General features: G+C 60.5%; 25 protein-coding genes. 21 read left to right on the forward strand and 4 right to left on the reverse strand.

Features of this window, described 5'->3' with window-relative positions; all coding sequences use genetic code 11:
* The first annotated feature begins 69 nt into the window (after positions 1–69).
* The 3 genes from HWY37_RS18370 (at position 70) to HWY37_RS18380 (ending at position 1,948) form a co-directional block, all read left to right on the forward strand.
* Positions 70–1,308, forward strand: a complete 1,239-nt coding sequence (locus HWY37_RS18370) for a hypothetical protein (protein ID WP_176089473.1) — start codon at positions 70–72, stop codon at positions 1,306–1,308.
* A 158-nt stretch (positions 1,309–1,466) separates the two neighbouring features.
* Positions 1,467–1,742, forward strand: coding sequence for a hypothetical protein (locus HWY37_RS18375; protein WP_176089474.1), 276 nt, complete (start codon positions 1,467–1,469; stop codon positions 1,740–1,742).
* Between the two features lie 35 nt (positions 1,743–1,777).
* Positions 1,778–1,948, forward strand: a complete 171-nt coding sequence (locus HWY37_RS18380) for a hypothetical protein (protein ID WP_176089475.1) — start codon at positions 1,778–1,780, stop codon at positions 1,946–1,948.
* A gap of 112 nt (positions 1,949–2,060) precedes the next feature.
* On the opposite strand, the gene HWY37_RS18385 is transcribed toward HWY37_RS18380, so the two are convergent.
* Positions 2,061–2,549, reverse strand: coding sequence for a hypothetical protein (locus tag HWY37_RS18385; protein WP_176089476.1), 489 nt, complete (start codon positions 2,547–2,549; stop codon positions 2,061–2,063).
* A gap of 68 nt (positions 2,550–2,617) precedes the next feature.
* Between HWY37_RS18385 and HWY37_RS18390 the strand changes: the two genes are divergently transcribed.
* From HWY37_RS18390 to HWY37_RS18445, 12 genes are all read left to right on the forward strand, one after another.
* Positions 2,618–2,908, forward strand: coding sequence for a hypothetical protein (locus HWY37_RS18390; protein ID WP_176089477.1), 291 nt, complete (start codon positions 2,618–2,620; stop codon positions 2,906–2,908).
* Between the two features lie 395 nt (positions 2,909–3,303).
* Complete coding sequence (locus tag HWY37_RS18395; RefSeq protein ID WP_176089478.1) at positions 3,304–4,122, forward strand: AAA family ATPase; 819 nt, start codon at positions 3,304–3,306, stop codon at positions 4,120–4,122.
* A gap of 24 nt (positions 4,123–4,146) precedes the next feature.
* The gene (locus HWY37_RS18400; RefSeq protein ID WP_176089479.1) at positions 4,147–4,653 is read left to right on the forward strand and encodes a GNAT family N-acetyltransferase; all 507 of its coding nucleotides are present in this window, start codon (positions 4,147–4,149) and stop codon (positions 4,651–4,653) included.
* Between the two features lie 39 nt (positions 4,654–4,692).
* A complete protein-coding gene (locus HWY37_RS18405; RefSeq protein ID WP_176089480.1) occupies positions 4,693–5,094 on the forward strand; it encodes a hypothetical protein in 402 nt (133 codons plus the stop codon).
* A gap of 93 nt (positions 5,095–5,187) precedes the next feature.
* Positions 5,188–5,391 carry a hypothetical protein gene (locus HWY37_RS18410; protein ID WP_176089481.1) on the forward strand — a complete coding sequence of 68 codons (204 nt, stop codon included), beginning with the start codon at positions 5,188–5,190 and terminating at the stop codon, positions 5,389–5,391.
* A 17-nt stretch (positions 5,392–5,408) separates the two neighbouring features.
* Entirely contained in the window at positions 5,409–6,002 is a 594-nt protein-coding gene (locus HWY37_RS18415) for a hypothetical protein (RefSeq protein ID WP_176089482.1), read from the forward strand.
* Positions 5,999–7,270 (forward strand): site-specific DNA-methyltransferase, encoded by a 1,272-nt coding sequence (locus tag HWY37_RS18420; RefSeq protein ID WP_176089483.1) that lies wholly within the window; start codon positions 5,999–6,001, stop codon positions 7,268–7,270. Before HWY37_RS18415 ends, HWY37_RS18420 begins: the two co-directional genes overlap by 4 nt.
* A 16-nt stretch (positions 7,271–7,286) precedes the next feature.
* A complete protein-coding gene (locus HWY37_RS18425; protein WP_176089484.1) occupies positions 7,287–7,724 on the forward strand; it encodes a GNAT family N-acetyltransferase in 438 nt (145 codons plus the stop codon).
* An 85-nt stretch (positions 7,725–7,809) separates the two neighbouring features.
* Positions 7,810–8,217, forward strand: coding sequence for a hypothetical protein (locus HWY37_RS18430; protein WP_176089485.1), 408 nt, complete (start codon positions 7,810–7,812; stop codon positions 8,215–8,217).
* An 88-nt stretch (positions 8,218–8,305) separates the two neighbouring features.
* Positions 8,306–8,548 (forward strand): hypothetical protein, encoded by a 243-nt coding sequence (locus tag HWY37_RS18435; RefSeq protein ID WP_176089486.1) that lies wholly within the window; start codon positions 8,306–8,308, stop codon positions 8,546–8,548.
* Between the two features lie 39 nt (positions 8,549–8,587).
* Entirely contained in the window at positions 8,588–8,914 is a 327-nt protein-coding gene (locus HWY37_RS18440; RefSeq protein ID WP_176089487.1) for a DUF2314 domain-containing protein, read from the forward strand.
* Between the two features lie 35 nt (positions 8,915–8,949).
* Complete coding sequence (locus HWY37_RS18445; RefSeq protein WP_176089488.1) at positions 8,950–9,423, forward strand: hypothetical protein; 474 nt, start codon at positions 8,950–8,952, stop codon at positions 9,421–9,423.
* Between the two features lie 186 nt (positions 9,424–9,609).
* Here HWY37_RS18445 and HWY37_RS18450 read toward each other — a convergent pair whose 3' ends face one another.
* On the reverse strand, positions 9,610–9,948 hold the full coding sequence (locus HWY37_RS18450) for a hypothetical protein (RefSeq protein WP_176089489.1): 339 nt from the start codon (positions 9,946–9,948) through the stop codon (positions 9,610–9,612).
* A 135-nt stretch (positions 9,949–10,083) separates the two neighbouring features.
* On the opposite strand from HWY37_RS18450, the gene HWY37_RS18455 reads away from it, so the two are divergent.
* The gene (locus HWY37_RS18455) at positions 10,084–10,449 is read left to right on the forward strand and encodes an H-NS histone family protein (protein WP_246302344.1); all 366 of its coding nucleotides are present in this window, start codon (positions 10,084–10,086) and stop codon (positions 10,447–10,449) included.
* A gap of 68 nt (positions 10,450–10,517) precedes the next feature.
* Positions 10,518–11,519 carry a hypothetical protein gene (locus HWY37_RS18460; protein WP_176089491.1) on the forward strand — a complete coding sequence of 334 codons (1,002 nt, stop codon included), beginning with the start codon at positions 10,518–10,520 and terminating at the stop codon, positions 11,517–11,519.
* A gap of 35 nt (positions 11,520–11,554) precedes the next feature.
* Here HWY37_RS18460 and HWY37_RS18465 read toward each other — a convergent pair whose 3' ends face one another.
* Both HWY37_RS18465 and HWY37_RS18470 read right to left on the reverse strand, forming a co-directional pair.
* Entirely contained in the window at positions 11,555–11,881 is a 327-nt protein-coding gene (locus HWY37_RS18465; protein WP_176089492.1) for a hypothetical protein, read from the reverse strand.
* Entirely contained in the window at positions 11,865–12,338 is a 474-nt protein-coding gene (locus HWY37_RS18470; protein ID WP_176089493.1) for a hypothetical protein, read from the reverse strand. Before HWY37_RS18470 ends, HWY37_RS18465 begins: the two co-directional genes overlap by 17 nt.
* A 90-nt stretch (positions 12,339–12,428) precedes the next feature.
* Between HWY37_RS18470 and HWY37_RS18475 the strand changes: the two genes are divergently transcribed.
* The 4 genes from HWY37_RS18475 to HWY37_RS18490 are packed head-to-tail and all read left to right on the forward strand — an operon-like array spanning position 12,429 to position 14,985.
* On the forward strand, positions 12,429–13,121 hold the full coding sequence (locus HWY37_RS18475) for a hypothetical protein (protein ID WP_176089494.1): 693 nt from the start codon (positions 12,429–12,431) through the stop codon (positions 13,119–13,121).
* Entirely contained in the window at positions 13,118–13,660 is a 543-nt protein-coding gene (locus HWY37_RS18480; RefSeq protein ID WP_176089495.1) for a hypothetical protein, read from the forward strand. The genes HWY37_RS18475 and HWY37_RS18480 overlap by 4 nt, the downstream gene beginning before the upstream one ends.
* A gap of 10 nt (positions 13,661–13,670) precedes the next feature.
* Positions 13,671–14,207, forward strand: coding sequence for a hypothetical protein (locus HWY37_RS18485; RefSeq protein ID WP_176089496.1), 537 nt, complete (start codon positions 13,671–13,673; stop codon positions 14,205–14,207).
* A gap of 34 nt (positions 14,208–14,241) precedes the next feature.
* Complete coding sequence (locus HWY37_RS18490) at positions 14,242–14,985, forward strand: beta/alpha barrel domain-containing protein (RefSeq protein ID WP_176089497.1); 744 nt, start codon at positions 14,242–14,244, stop codon at positions 14,983–14,985.
* The last annotated feature ends 20 nt before the right edge of the window (positions 14,986–15,005 follow it).

Genomic DNA, 15,005 nt, shown 5'->3' on the forward strand with positions numbered 1-15,005 from the left:
CCTTGCTGTGGTTCATGCAGCATCGCGGCCGTCAACCGCTCCTTCAATTTAAACAAACGGGAATTCCTTATGACGACCACAAACAAGACACTGCGCGCCCTCCTGGAAGAGGCAGCATCGAACTTGCTCGTCTACCGAAGCCCGGACCTCGACGAAGTCCGTCAGCGGCTCAATGAGGTTCTCGCGGCCGCTGGTCTCGGAACCACGAGCAACGACAGGATCGAAAGCATCGACGAATCCCGTGAAGATGGCAGCTTCGTGATCTACACCGCATGGACGGCGCGCGGCTGTTCGCAAACCAGCGAGTACCGGCTGCCGGCGTGCATCGTTGACGCCGCCGACCCGCTGGAGGCAGCCAAGTCGTGGAAGCATGACAAGGAGGTGGCAGAAGCTCGGGCGGCACTGGCCAAGGCAGAGTCCGACTTCGCCAGGGCCCGAGAACGGCTCCAAGCCCTGGTCCCGGCCGACGCTGACCCCGGTGTGCCAGACGACGCGGCCGTCTCGTGGCAATTGCTGTCCAACGACCACATTGCCCGGCTGTTCAATCCTCTGGACGGCGCGCTGATCAGTCCCGACGAAGTGGCGCGCCGCTTCGCACGGCGTATCGAAGCTGCGGTCATGAACCAGGTCCAACCCAACTTGACGCTGTTGACCACGGCGTTGGCCAGCCCTGACGCCGAAGCGGCCTGCGACATCGGCCAGGACCATCAAGGACAGGTGGAGGCGCTGTCCTGGCTCCCCGAAGGGACGAAGCTCTACACCGAGGACTCGGTGCGCGCCCTGCTGGCTACTGCGCTCACCATGGCGCGCCCCATGGATGCTGTCGACGGCGATGTCTTGCCGAGGATTGGCAGCCGCGTCTTCATCAGGCACGGCCGGGATGCTGACGCGCACGCCTGCATTGTGACGGGCTTCTACGCCTGGGAGGGGCTTGGGCGAAACAAGAACATGCACCGCGTTTTTGTGCGGATGGTCTACGAAGGGACGGACACCCCGCAGTCTCGGCATCTCAGTGACTGCTACCCAACCGAGGAGGCTGCGCTGGCCAAGGAAGCGCCCACGATTGCACAGGGTGCGCTGCTCGAATGGGACGTCGCACATGCGATCGCATACACCGCTGCGGCCGCATTCCGCCCCGCCTATTTCAACGGGCCGGGGTTCGTCCCGCACACATGGGTTGTCGAGGCAATCCGGACGGCATACATGGATGGCCAGCGCGAGGCCCTGGGCCTGCCGCTGATCGACCGCCAAGGAGCCCTGGCGCCCGAGGACCGGCTGAGTGATGCACCGGGGAAGGCCAGCGCATGAGCGGCGCCTACCTCTATTGCCAAAACCCCGAGTGCGGAGTCTACCTGGGTAGCCTTGGTGGCGACCAGTGCGGTATCTGTGATTGGGCAAACCCTGAGCAATCTGAAGAAGAGCAGGAAGCAGAATTGGGACCCTGTGAGAACCTGGAGCGATAATCGATGAAAAAGAACGTTCTCGCTTTGTCCATCAAGGCCATGATCGGCGGTCTGGGATTCGCCGGCGCCGACGATGCGCAATGTCACCCGGATTGCTCCCGCGCGGTCAAATACAGGGTGGTGCAGATCACACACGGCGAATACGCCAGGACCGCCATGCATCTGGGACTGATCGACAGCCAGGGGTTGCGGTGGCTTCAAGACCGCGGGCTCATCACGCGCGACCCGCGATTCACTAGAGATGAGAGCTTCTCCATCTCGAAAACGGGCGAGGTCTAGCGCGCCGCCCATGGCAATACGAAAGGATCGAGCTGATGAGCAGAACACGTCGAGGCGCTAAGGGCGCAGGATACGAATACTGGACCGCGCGTCCCGGCAACGTAGGGGGCGGCCGCTACAGTCCGAACGGCAACAAGGAGGTCAAGCGCGCAACGCACAAGGCCGAACGCCAGGAAGGCAAGCGCGATTCGCGCGCTGCGACATAAGTGAACGAAAAAAGCACCTACCCCATCGGGAGGTGCTTCTTTCTTTGGGGTGTCACGTAGATTCGTGTTAACGCGACAAGACTGTCGACACTGCGATCGACATCGCGGGTCTTTAAGCCATTGGCAGCGCGCCTGGCGAGGGCGAATCGGCTGAATTCTGAAGCATGAGTTGCTGTCCAAGCTGACCCGTTTCGGAGGTCGCCAGCAAACGAAAAATGCCCTGGATCTCCAGCTTGTCGGTGTCTGGCGCTTGGCGCACGACCATTTCACCGAGCGACAGGCCCAGCGCTCCCAGAGGTGCGGCCAGCGCATCATTTACCAGGTTGTTCAGGAAGCGCAGGGCATCATCGTCGAAGGCCATCGTCCGCACCCGATCAGGCACGTCGAACTGCACCTGGAATGACTTTTCCATGGAGATCCGCTTGCTGAGCTCGTCGACCAGCTGCGCGCCGGCCAGCGGCAGAATGACTTTGATCACAGCCGAGACCAGGACTTTGCGGATGGCATCCTGGGTCGCCTGAACGGGATGTCGAACGACGTGGACAGCGCCAGAAGCGGCGCTGTAAGCTTTAGCCGCGGTCTTGAGGGTCGCTACGATCATGGTGGTTTTGCATTGTTGAACTACAATATATGCAGTATACTATAGTTAATTTAGCTCAGGAGCATCACATGTCTGATCCCTTCCGCCCGAGTCATCAACCCGCCCAAGGCATTTATGATGCACTCCACGTCGAAGTCGCTCAGCGCAAGTCCCGCGAGCTGGACGTATGGATCAAAGAGGAGCGCCTGGCTGTATGGCGCGCGGCGCGCGACTATGCGCAACAGCATGGATTGCCGGTCCTCAGCCTGGATGAAATCGAGAAGGCTGAACGGTCCGCCATGGGCCACACGGATTACGCGGCCAAGTGGGCCTACGGAGTTTCGGAGCGCATGGGGGCGACCCCAGTCTTTGCCCGATGACGGAAGTCGCCCGCAGGCCCGCGACGGACGCCGAGCGAGCCCTGTTCGAGGCGCCCTCGATCGCTTCGCAGCTCCCGATCACCTTCGACAACAAGGGCCAATTCGACAGCCTGGTGGCGAAATGCCTCAGTTGCGACCAGCCTATAGCACCTGATCAGCTGCGCGGCACCATAACGCGCCCAATTCCCAGTGTTGCAGTGGTAGACGCAATCGGTTGTTGCAAGTCCTGCAACCTCATCACTCCTGTCCATTACCGCCTGCATGACGATATGCGCCTGTCCGGGAGGACCCGGGATGGCAGCTGGGCGCAATGGAAGATGCGCCCGGTGCGGCGGAGCTGGATAGTACGGTTTCTCAGCTGGCTGACCAGCCGCTGACTTCATAGAATTGAACCCATGTTTCAACAGATTGACCTGAATGGCCTCCAAGCCTCCAAGCTCTTTGGCTACGCGGCCGATGTCCCCTTCTTCAAGACGCGCAAGACCGTCGAATTCAAGCCGGGGCTCAACATCCTGTATGGCCCGAACGCCTGCGGCAAATCGACCATCCTGAAGATCCTCGGCATGACCATGTGCGCCACCCAGGGTGGAGTCTCCACCGTCACGGAGAGCGCAGTGCGAGATATGGTCGACTTCGGTTTCGGCTCTGGCAAGCACGTCGATCAGATCGGACTGAGTGTCGTGCATGATGGCCAACCAGTGATTTTCAGCGACCCGAGGCAGCGGATCGGGCTCGTTGGCGGCCATTTCGACGATGACTTCATGAGCGCGGGCATCGCGGAGGTGATGGGTCGAAAGAACCTCAGTCATGGGCAGACCACGGCCAGCCGGATCAATGACGCTTTGAAGCTCATGGAAGGTATTGAGCAGGCTCCAGAGTCAGTCATCTGGAAGATCAACCGCAAGGGTCTGAATGACACCTGGGCGAAGGCTGTCCGCATGGTTGAATCCCGGCTGAAGCCACAGTGCCCAAAAGGGCAAATGTCCGTGCTGCTAGATGAGCCGGAGTCCAATCTGTCGCTGATCTGGCAGCGCAACCTCTGGAGCATGCTGACCCATTCTTCGATCGTCGCACGCTGCCAAATCATTGTCGCATCGCATTCGCCTTTCGCGTTGGGCATCCCCCACGCCAACTACATCGACTTGGTGCCGGGATACCGCGAGGAGGCTCAAGCAGCGTTGGCCGAGCATTTCGCCAGCATGCAGGCCAAGTAGGCAAGTCGCCGTAGGAAAGCCCCTATGCACGTTGAGCTGCGCGGCGCCGAAGCCAACCCCTTCGTCGAGCACCCCGAATTCCGGCTGATCTGGCCGACGGCGTCGTCACGCATTGCCCAGGAAGCGACGGCGGAAGCCCTGGAGAACGGGGAGGAGGGGGTGTTCGTGATCCATGCTGATGGCACCCCGGTAGGGATGACGGGATACTTCGATCTGGAGAGTGCTGACCAGGGGTGGTGGGGCTTGCGCTGGCATGGATTGGTGGCGCAGCACCGCGGAAAGGGCATATCTGAACAGGCGCTGGGCCTGGTCGCCGGCGAGATCCTGAACCGCCATGCCTCGGCGCGCATGCTTGTCGAGTACATCCCGTTGACCGACTATAGCGCCTACCTGTTCAGATACTTCGAAGGCCTCGGGTTCTCGGCGGTGGCCCCGCCCGAGCACGTCGATTGGGCGCCCCACCGGATTCAAGCTCATGGCATCAACCTTCACAGGCTGCGCCAGCTCAGTCGTCACGCTTCTGTCCAGTAAAGTAGGCAAAAAGCATCTTTCTTGACCACAATAGCGGACATGGCAGTACCCATCACCGACACAATACACCCCGAGTTCCAAGCCCAGGTCACCGCATGGCTAGTCCACTGCTTTGGCCCGGAGGTCCTTCAGGACGTGCAGGAGAGAAGCGATCGTTTTCTCGAGGAAGGCATCGAGCTCTACCAGGCGCTGGGGGGAAATCGCGCGAACGCCCATGAGCTGGTCGATTACGTGTTCGGGCGCCCTGTAGGCGAGCCGCAGCTGGAGGTGGGTGGCGTCGCGCTGACGCTGGCAGGCCTATGCACTGCGGCCGGCATCCAGCTGAGTGATGCAGCGCAAGCAGAGCTCAGCAGGGTGTCGGCGCCGGAGTTGGTGGCCCGTGTGCGTGCCAAGCGGGCCGCGCGGTTGCGAGATTCTCCCTTGCCTGGAAGTGCCCCCTGACCTTTTGGACCGTAAGAGTGTTTGGGTGTAAGTTGCGAAATGCGAAAAACAAAGGTATACTATGGTTAAATTTTGCACCACGCGTCACACGCCATGACCTTCGCTCCCATTCCGACTACTGACACTCTTCGCGCTGCCCTGCCCAGCATGTCCACCGAGCAGCTGCTGGACGAGTTGCAGCATGCATTCGGTTACCACGGGAACGCGGTTCACAACGCGCAGCCCGAGCGTGTGGACGATTCGATCGCGCGCTTCAACGCTATCAAGATGCAGCTGGCCGCGCGCCTGGCCGCGTAATCGCAAGGATGGCTGCCATGATATTCACTACCTACGACGCCGGCGCAGTTAAGCGGCCCACCGCACTGCGGCTGGGAGCCGGCTCACCCACCTTCAAGGTCTTTGACTCTACGGGTGTGATGGGTTGGACCAACAAGGACATGATGGATTTCGAGATTCCGAAGTTCATGCTCGACCGAGTGCTCCTGGTGTATGGTGAGATGTCGCGCGCGCCGAAGATCAACAGCATTTCTGTCGATCGGCTTCGCGGCCAGTACGCAGATGCGGCCGGCATGCACCAGTCGCTGCATAGCTTCGAGATGCTGCCGCAAGCATTTGAGCACGACGCCACAGCGCCAAACCCCCTGGCTCGCGATCGGGTGGTCATGGTGAACGAAACGCAGCAACTGGCGACACTGGTTGATCTGCGCTATTTCGGCTACTTCCTGCGTACCTACAAGCAGGCGCGCTTCTTCGGCATGTCCACACAGGTCACCAACGGCAGTGTGGCCGGCGCGATCGCGGTGGTGCGGTCGGGGCGAGTGGTGGGCCTGGTTTCCCCTGTGATGACGGATGGATATGCTCTCTATCGCCAATGCGCAGCCGCGCTCCGGGCAAAGGAGGGTGCATGATGTCCGCGCAGCTCGATCTGTTCTCCGGGGTGCTGCATGCCTACACGGCTGAAACGAGCGGCATCCTCTCGAATGCCGACCTCTACAAGAAGGTGGCCGCGATTGCCGGCGTGGACCCTGACGAAGCGAGTCGCCGCGCGCCGATTGGCAAGGCGGAAGCGATGCACTGCCCATTCGCGCGCAAGGTGCGCTGGTACCAGCAAAGTCTCAAGGCCGCGGGCATCCTGGAACGCGAAGAAGGCGAGCGTGGCGTCTGGAAGCTCACCCAGGCCGCCGGCAAGGACCTCAGCAGCATCGCCCCGGGCGTGTCTGTGGTTGGCTTCTCGACAGACCTGGGAGTGGCCATCCTCGGCAGCTGCGACAGCGTGTTTGCCAGCATCGATGCCCCGATAACCCTGGTGGTCACGTCGCCTCCGTACCCCTTATCCACCGCACGCCGGTACGGCAATGTGACCGAGCCCGAGTATGTGGACTGGATCTGCCGAACCATTGAACCGGTGGTGAAGAACCTGGTGCCGGGCGGCTCGATCTGCCTCAACGTCAGCAATGACATTTTTTTGCCGCAGAGTCCGGCGCGCTCCATGTACTGCGAGCGATTGCTGCTTGCGCTGTACGATCGCCTGGGCTTGCACCTGATGGACAGGCTGATTTGGGAAAACCCCCAGAAGCCGCCGGGCCCGTTTCAGTACGCGAGCAAGGCGCGCACGCAGCTCAATGTCGCCTACGAGCCCGTGTACTGGCTTACGAACGATCCGCATCGGGTCAAGTCGAACAATCGCCGTGTGCTTCAGGAGCACACGGAGCGGCACCTCGAGTTGATCCGCGCCGGCGGCGAGCAGCGAGAGGCCGTTTTCAGCGACGGAGCCTACCGCGTGCGACCAGGCAGCTTCGGCAATGAGACGCCCGGCCGTATTCCCCGCAACATCCTGCGCTTCGGGCACCGCTGCCGTGCACAGTCGGCATACAAGAAGGCGGCGCAGGGCCTGGGCCTGCCTGTGCATGGCGCGCCGATGCCTGCCCGCCTGGCGGCTTTTCTCATCGAGTTTTTGTCCGAGCCCGGGGACGTCGTGGCGGATCCGTTCGCAGGTTCCTTCACGACCCCCGCAGAAGCGGAGCGCCTGGGGCGCCGATGGTTGGCCACGGATACCATGGCAGAGTACGTCCTGGGCGGGAGCACGCGCTTCACGCAGGCTGCGGGCTACAACCTGTGGCTGCCGCGCTCGATGGCTACCGTTGCAGACCGCCAGGCCCTCCGACTGGCGGCTTGAATCCGGAATACATCACATGCACTTTGAGCGCACCAATTCTTGCGTCGACGCGCTGCTGGCGCTACCTCTTCTCGCGGGCCTCGATGCCTACTATCCGGACTTTCAGCACTGGTACGTGAACCGCGTCGTACCTGGCGTGGTCACCGGCCAGGATGTCCTGGTGCTGGCCAAGGAGCGAGGGGCTGTGGTCGGCATTGCTCTGGGCAAGCGCGGACCGGATGAGACCAAGCTGCGCTGCGTGCGGCTGCTGCCCGAGTTTCAGCAGACTGGTGCAGGCATCCGGCTGATCGACCACATGCTCGAGCATCTGGAGTGCGAGAGGCCTCATTGCACGGTCGCGGAGGAGCTGGTGCATACCTACGCGCGCGCTTTCGTGAACCGATACGGCTTTTCGCTTTCCTCGGTGGACAAGGGGCGCTATCGCGCCGGCAAGCTTGAGTACGCCTTCAATTGATCAGCCGCGGTCCGCTGAGCGCAATGCCTTAAAGTTGCGGAAAAGGCGTTATAAGGGTATACTAGTTCTACTTTGAAAGACCGGCATGACCACTCCTGATCTCAAGTTTCCCGAGGTTCAACTCCCTATCGCATCCGCACTCGCTGCGCCTGCTGGGCTCGGTCCTATCTACGGCTTCACGCAGCAGCAACTTCTTGCCTTCCGCGACCAGATCCTGGAAGCAGCGGCCAAGGTGTGCGACCAGGAGTACCAGGCACATCTGCCGCTGAGTGCCGACAACCGGCCCGGCCATCGCGAAAGCGACTTTGCGTTCGGCTCGGTGAACACTGCCGAGCGATTGGCGGCAGTTTTCCGTGAGCAGTGTCGAAAACCGCAAGCGCCAGCGTCGGAGGATCTGAATGCGGAGCAACAGTCCAGTAAGGAACTTCATGAGTGGCGGCAGGGGCTGAAGCGCGGCGAGGGCGCGCGTGGATTGACGTTTCCAGGCCGGTAGCTTCTTTTCCATGCAGCGGCAATGAGCTGCAACTGCCCGCCTGGTTAGCAAGTCATCACATCCAAGGTGTCGAATAAGGTCTTTTGCCATGATAGAAAAGGGCGCCTTCGTAAAGCTAAAGGACGGTGCTGAGCTTCCGATCTTGGCTCATGTCAGAAAGAAGCTTCAAGGGCGAACCGGCTCGGTCATTGAGGCTTGGGAGCCGGTGAACGGGCATCCTGCGTTCTGGATGCAATGCACGGTTCGATTTGGCGCTTGTGGTCGTAAGCGTGAGGTCGTGATTGACCTTATGCAGGACTGGTTGCAGAAGTGCGATCCAACAGAAAAATGAGTCCTCAACCGCAAAATTCTGATTCTTGACGATTACACCATGAACAAGCACTTTACTCTGGGCGACGGCGAGGCCATGAATGCCGCTCACCCGAACACGTTCTGGATCCCGACGCGCGAGGAGCGCGAGGATCTGATGATCGGCATGAGCGCGAAGCTGATGTTCGAGCAGCCTGCGCCGACGGCAAGCCGCAAGCCAGCGCTTTGGAACATCAATTCTGAACGCATGTGGGTCACAGTGACTGAGAAGGTGCCCGGCGGGTACGTCGGCAAGCTTGACAATACCCCTGTAGTGGTGAAGGCGAAGCATGGTCAAGTGGTGCGATTCGAAGCCCGCCATGTGATCGGCATCCACCCGGCCATGTAGCCATCGCTACGATCAAGACTCTAAGGAAGCCTGCCATGACGGTTACTCTCTCGAAGAACCCCACAAGCACCGTGTTGCATCTCCGTGACGAGCGTGGGTTCACCCACGTTCTGGCCGTCGCCGAGGGGTCTGGCCGCAGCGCCTTCGTAGCGTCAGCAGACGCCTTCCAGGCAGGCAGGTGGGTCGCGCAGTTCGATTGCGATCCAGACCGGCCGCAGATCGCCCAGATTCGTGACGCCTATCCTGACCCGGCGAGCAAGGATGAGCTGCTGCTGGACCTGGTCTTCTTCGCGCATGATGGCAAGCGCCAGGGGCGCCTGTCGCCGGCCTGCGGCGGGCCGCGCAATTATGAGCCAGCCTGTGATGCATCGCGCTGGGTGCCGATCCACAAGCCGGACTTCGAGCGGCTGGAGTCGGCCCGGCACGCGTGGGGTGACCTGCTGAGCCGACGCGAGCAGGTTCCTGCGCAGGCCAGCCTCGAGGAGCCGGCTCGGAAGAATTCACACTGAGCAATTAGCAAAAGGGCATTGGGCGCCGATTGCTCGATTTAACGAGCATCGGCCACCACCTGGTTTGACGCAGTCTGCTAGTCCGCACATGAGCCGCCTCTGGCGGCTTTTTCATGCAACGAATTGTTGCCGGAACGAGAAAACCGGCCCAGTGGCCGGTTTGAGTGAATCAATTCGCTTAGCTGATCAAATTTCTGCCTCATCACCATAGTAGGGTTTGCGGCCGAGCATCCTCAGCGCGTCGCTCAGGCTCAGATCTTCGTGCAGTGTCTTACACACCGCCTGGGCGATGCCTGTGACTCCTTTGCTGGCCCAGACGTGGTACGTAGTCTCGTCCTGCTCGGTGACAATGAGCTTCATGCCGGGCGTTCTGTTCGTCCTGCCCCCTACAACCGTGACCAGCTTGAACCGCTTGTGAGCGATGTCGGCGCGCGCCACTTTCGGGTACTCGCGCTGCTTCGGCATCGGCATGCCGCGCCGGCCTGACATAAATCCTTGAATGCTCCAGTCTGCGTATTCACCCATTTGTAACTCCAGGTTGGTTGTCCTGTTCTCGTATAGCAGGCAACAGTACCGTTGCGCTGTGCCGGAGCCGGAAATCGGTTATAAGGCCCGGACCAATCATTTCACTACAGACAACAAGGAAACACGATGGTTCGCATGGCGTACACAGTCGAACATGCAAAGATTCAGCGACAGATCGACAAGCTCCAGAAGCAGCAGGAAGCGTTACTTCAACGCCAGAGAAAGCCTGCTATCGAGGGCATCGTCAAACAGATGCGTGAGCTTGGGATCTCTCCCTCTGATATCGCGGCCGCCTTTGGCGAAAAAGCACCAAAAGCCAAGGGCCGAAAAGTGAAGAAGGCCGCGCAGCCGGCTGCCGCTCCGGCAAAAAAGAGGCAATTCAAGACCAAGTACCGCCATCCTGAGTCTGGCGAGACCTGGACGGGCCTGGGCCGGGCTCCGCGCTGGCTGGTTGCGGCCGAACTGCAAGGCCAGTCACGAGAGGAGTTTCTGGTTGAGTAATTCCGGCCAATGTTTCTATACCAAGAGTGTTTTAATCACTTCTTGGAGGAAATATGGGTGGAAATGCATTGAGCGTGCCTTCGGTGCGTCTGACCGTTGAGAACTACACTCGCTTGGAGAATGACCTGCTGGCCAAGCTTCGCGAGATGTATCCGCAAACAAAATTTGCTGCGGTACAGTCGTATCGTAGCAAAGCGGATTTCGGGGACCTGGACATGCTGGTGGGCGATTCGGCTTTCGATTCGCGCAAGGCAGCTCAGGCGCTCGGCGCCGTCGAGGTCGTGCCCAACGGGCCTGTGACGTCGTTCGGGCTGCGGGTGAATCTTGCTGTTCAAGACCATGCCGGCAACCTATTCCAGGTCGACTTCATCAAGGTGACGTCAGCTGAGTTCGAGTATGCGAAGGGCTACTTCGCGTTCAACGACCTCGGCAACCTGGTTGGCCGGGTAGCGCACAAGATGGGTCTGGCCCACAAGCACAACGGGCTCTACTTTTACGTGCGAGACGGCGATTACATGTTCCGGGAAATCCTCCTTACCGAGGATTACGGTGCTGCGCTGTCTGCTATGGGTTACGATCCTGTCCGGTTTGCTGCTGGGTTCGACACGCCAGAAGACCTCTTTGAATACACGGCGTCCTCGCCGTTTTTCAACCGAGACATCTTCCTGCTCGACAACCGAAACGCAAAGTCGCGCGTGCGCGACAGCAAGCGCAAGACCTACATGCAGTTTTTGGACTGGTGTGAAGGTCGCAGTGTCGCCGGTCAGCATGTCTTTCCTAAAGACAAGGCTGCCTGGTTGCCACGCCTCTACGCGTGCTTCCCTGGCTTCCAAGCGGAGCACGAGAAGGCTCTGGCGGACTTGGCCAAGGCACGTGCCGTCAAGGCAAAGTTCAACGGCGGCATGGTGGGCGAATGGACCGGCCTGGCTAACAAGGAACTGGGTCTGGTGATGAAATCGTTTCGCGAGTCATTCCCGACGCAAGATGCCCTTCAGGATTATGTCCTCGCTACGGATGAAGATGACCTGAAGTCTCGCGTACTCGAGCTCAAGTCTCAGCTTTTCGCGTAAGTGACTCAATGCCCGCATCTGCGGGCATCTTTTCATCAGCTAAGCAAGCCGCCCAGCACGTCGCCAGCCGCTTCGAGCGCACCGCTTACCGCCGCTTCGAGCGCACCGCTTACCGCCGCGCCAGCCATGTCTGCGGCGCCTGATGCCAGGCTCGAGATGCCGTCCGCAAGGTCACTCATCAGGCCAGGCTCGGTCGCGACGTCCACTGCGATATCCGCCACCTCCAGGGCGCCTTCCACATTGTCGGAGCCAGACGTCTGGCTGGCTTTCTGCTGTGCTGCGGCGGTTTGCTGCTGGAGAACCTCGGCCTGCTGGAGCTGCTCAGAGTGGAGCGGGAGGGCGTTTTCAGTCTGTTGTTGCATAAGCACTCGTGGAAGTGAAAGGGATTTGGGCGGTCAGGCCGCGGCTGCCTCTTTGTTCATCACAGTGATGATAGAGCCCTGGCCAATCAGTACGTGAACGATCAGGCCGAAGTGCTCGAACTTGAAATTTTCGAACGGGCACGTGGGGATCGCGTTGCACGCTGCCTGGCACAACCGTGGATGCCGAGACGTCGCCAACGAGATGGAAGAACTGCTGGATGTCTTCGTCGCTGACAAAGTCCCAGTCCAAGCGCTTACGGACCCGATCCGGGAAGTAGGCGCATTCTTCCTGGTCGGCGGCCCGCGGTCCGGGCTGTTGCAGCCTGGCCACCATCTGCATGAAGGTGGTCGATGCGGCAAACTCAGCCTGAGCCGCCTTACGGGCTTCACGCTGAGCGGCCAGCCGTTCGCAGGCGCGTTGGATTATTCGGTCTGAATTGATGAAGGTCTGGCTCATAAACGGTCGTGGTGTTTCGGAAGTGTAGATGAAAAGTTGGCAAAAGGCGAAAAACGGATATACTGCGGTCAAATTAAGCCTGTTTTAGCCATGACCTCCACATCCCCCCCCACCACCCTTGAAGGCGCCGATGGCCCCGACGCTGCCGTCCTGGAGGCTGAGATCCGCCGGACGTTGCCTTTCGCTCTGACTGGCCAGGGTTATGAGCTGAATCACTACTCCCCGGGATCCTATCTCGCGTCCGTGCGTCCTCAAGCAGTCATGGCGCTCCTGGTGGAGCTGGATCAGCTGCGCCAGGCTGTTCATGCCCTGGGACCGAAGAGCGAGCTTTCGCCTATGAGCCCGGAAATCATCGCTCTGTTCTCGGCGAATGCACGTTCGGTATTGACGCCAGATCCGGTGCAAACGCGGATGCAGACCTCGGAACACTGGTTGCGCAGTCTGCGAAGGGCCGCGAAGGACATCTACGCCGAATTCAAGCTGTTGAGCCAGGACGGGCTTGTAGCCTTGGATCAGCGGCACACTCCCACCGGCGTCTCACTGATGCAGTTGCTGGCCGGGGTGGCCACGTCGCTCAAGGCTGATGTTGGCGCCGGCGAGCAGGAGGGCCTCCACCCTCTGGTTGTTGCAATGCAGGCTCTCGTCGCACGCATCGAACAGGTTCCAGACCAAGACCTGCTGGCGCTGGAGGAGGATCCCCAGGAACGTTCGCAAGTTGCCCTGTTGGCGGCGATCGCCAAGCATGCCATCGAGCACTATCTCGACGCAAAGGATGTGAAATGATGCAGTTTTTGGCCGCCAAGGGCTTCACGACGACCTACAAGGAGCGGTTCGCTGCCGCTGTCGCAACCATCGTTGGCAAGATTCCGCCTGCTAAGCTCGTCGATGAATGGCTCGACAACGTCGAGGTCGATGGCGCCCATCGCCTTCAGCACTGGGTGGGTCTCAATCTGCCGCGGGCCATCGACTGGGCGCAGTGCATCGTGGTGCTTGACGCCGCGCACGTGCTGGCCGCGGATCCCGAAGAGGGGGCGGATCACGAGCCCTGGCAGGACCCGACCGCGCCAGCTCCCTCTGCCGAGCTGCCGGACCATGACCTGGAAGAGCTGCCTCTGGCTATCGCCAACGCTGAATCGCTGGCCGACGCCCTCGATGCGACAGTAGGCGCCTTGGACCATTTGGCTGTGCCGGATGTGGCGGGCCTTACGGCGAATCAGGTGCTAGGCCGTAGCGCAACTGCGCTCCGGACCCTGAAAGCCGCGGTGATTGCTCAGACCGATCTCGCACCTGCCAACCTGGCTAGCATGGCGCACGCGGCCTGAAAGGACTCGAATGTCATCACCGTTTTTACCCCTCGCAATCGGGCTCCTCGTGATCCTGGTGGGCTTCCTGATTCAACGCATTCGCAACGAGAAGCGCAACAACGACAACCTTGCGAGTGCTTTGCGCTGGCAGGAGAAGCAGTATGACCATGCCGAGGATGAGCATCAGAAGATCCTCTGGTGCTTCTATGGGCTTCTTGAAGCTACCTGTGCGCCACGTGGCGCATCCCAGTCCTATTCCACGGTTGCAGTCCACGCCGCACTCTTGCTCGTGAGCGCGAGCCAGGACGTGCGTGCGTCAGTCTTTCGTCAAGGGATCACGAAGGCGGACGCTCGTCACAAGCTGTGGGCCGATGCCAGCCCGACCCATGCGAAGCTCGGGGCGGATATCGACGCGCTCAAGGACCCTGTCCTCAACGGACTGTGGGCCACGCAGACAGCTGAGGCAATGATGCAAATCGCTCGCTATGCGTACGCGAAAGCGCAGGGATTTTCCTATACCTGTGATGACCGGCCGGCGCACGATCAGACCGTTGCGGCCGCATAGTCCAGGACTACTTCCCGCTACAAACAGTACCCCCATGATCACCTGTGTTTCCCTGACTGGCGCCGACGACAACGTGGCCGTCGACGATCTGATCGACCTGGCTGAGCGCTATGATGCGTTCGTACCCCCGGAATGGGGCATTCTATATTTCCCTGAAAAGGAAGGAACGCCTCGCAACCCTTCCGCGCGCTGGCGCGCCGAGTTCTTGGAAGTGCAGCTGCCGTTGGTTGCGGCTCATCTGTGCGGCGAGCAGGTATTCCGCGAGATCCTGGCTGGCGACAAAAAGCGCATCCGCGACCTGCGCCAGTACGGCCGGCTCCAGGTCAACATCAATGCCCGCCAGCGCATTTTCACCGATGAAGAGGTCCGGGCCGTCTACGACGCGCTGCTGGGCGACGGTGCGAGCATCATCATGCAGCACCACCAGGATTCCGCCGCACTCATCGAAGCCTACCTTGACTCGAAGCTCGAGGACCTGGACCAATGCAGCCTGCTGTTCGATTCGTCAAAGGGGAAGGGCATACTGCCGGACCAGTGGCGAGAGCCCTTCATCGCGCATGCTGGCTCGGTGTACTGCGGCTATGCCGGCGGGTTGGGGCCCGACACCATCGTGAATGCGCTGCCTCGCATCCAGGCGGCTGCCGCTGACGAGCCATTCTGGATCGACATGGAGTCCGGCATCCGCACGGACAACGAGTTCGATCTCGCAAAGGCTGGCGCTGTCCTCAGCCGCTCGCATGGCCAATGGAGCTACAACATCTTGGCGGAGCGCCTCTAAGGCGGCCGTTCGAAAGGATT

Origin of the sequence: Achromobacter anxifer, assembly GCF_903652925.1 — a bacterium.
Classification (GTDB): Bacteria; Pseudomonadota; Gammaproteobacteria; order Burkholderiales; family Burkholderiaceae_B; genus Achromobacter; species Achromobacter anxifer.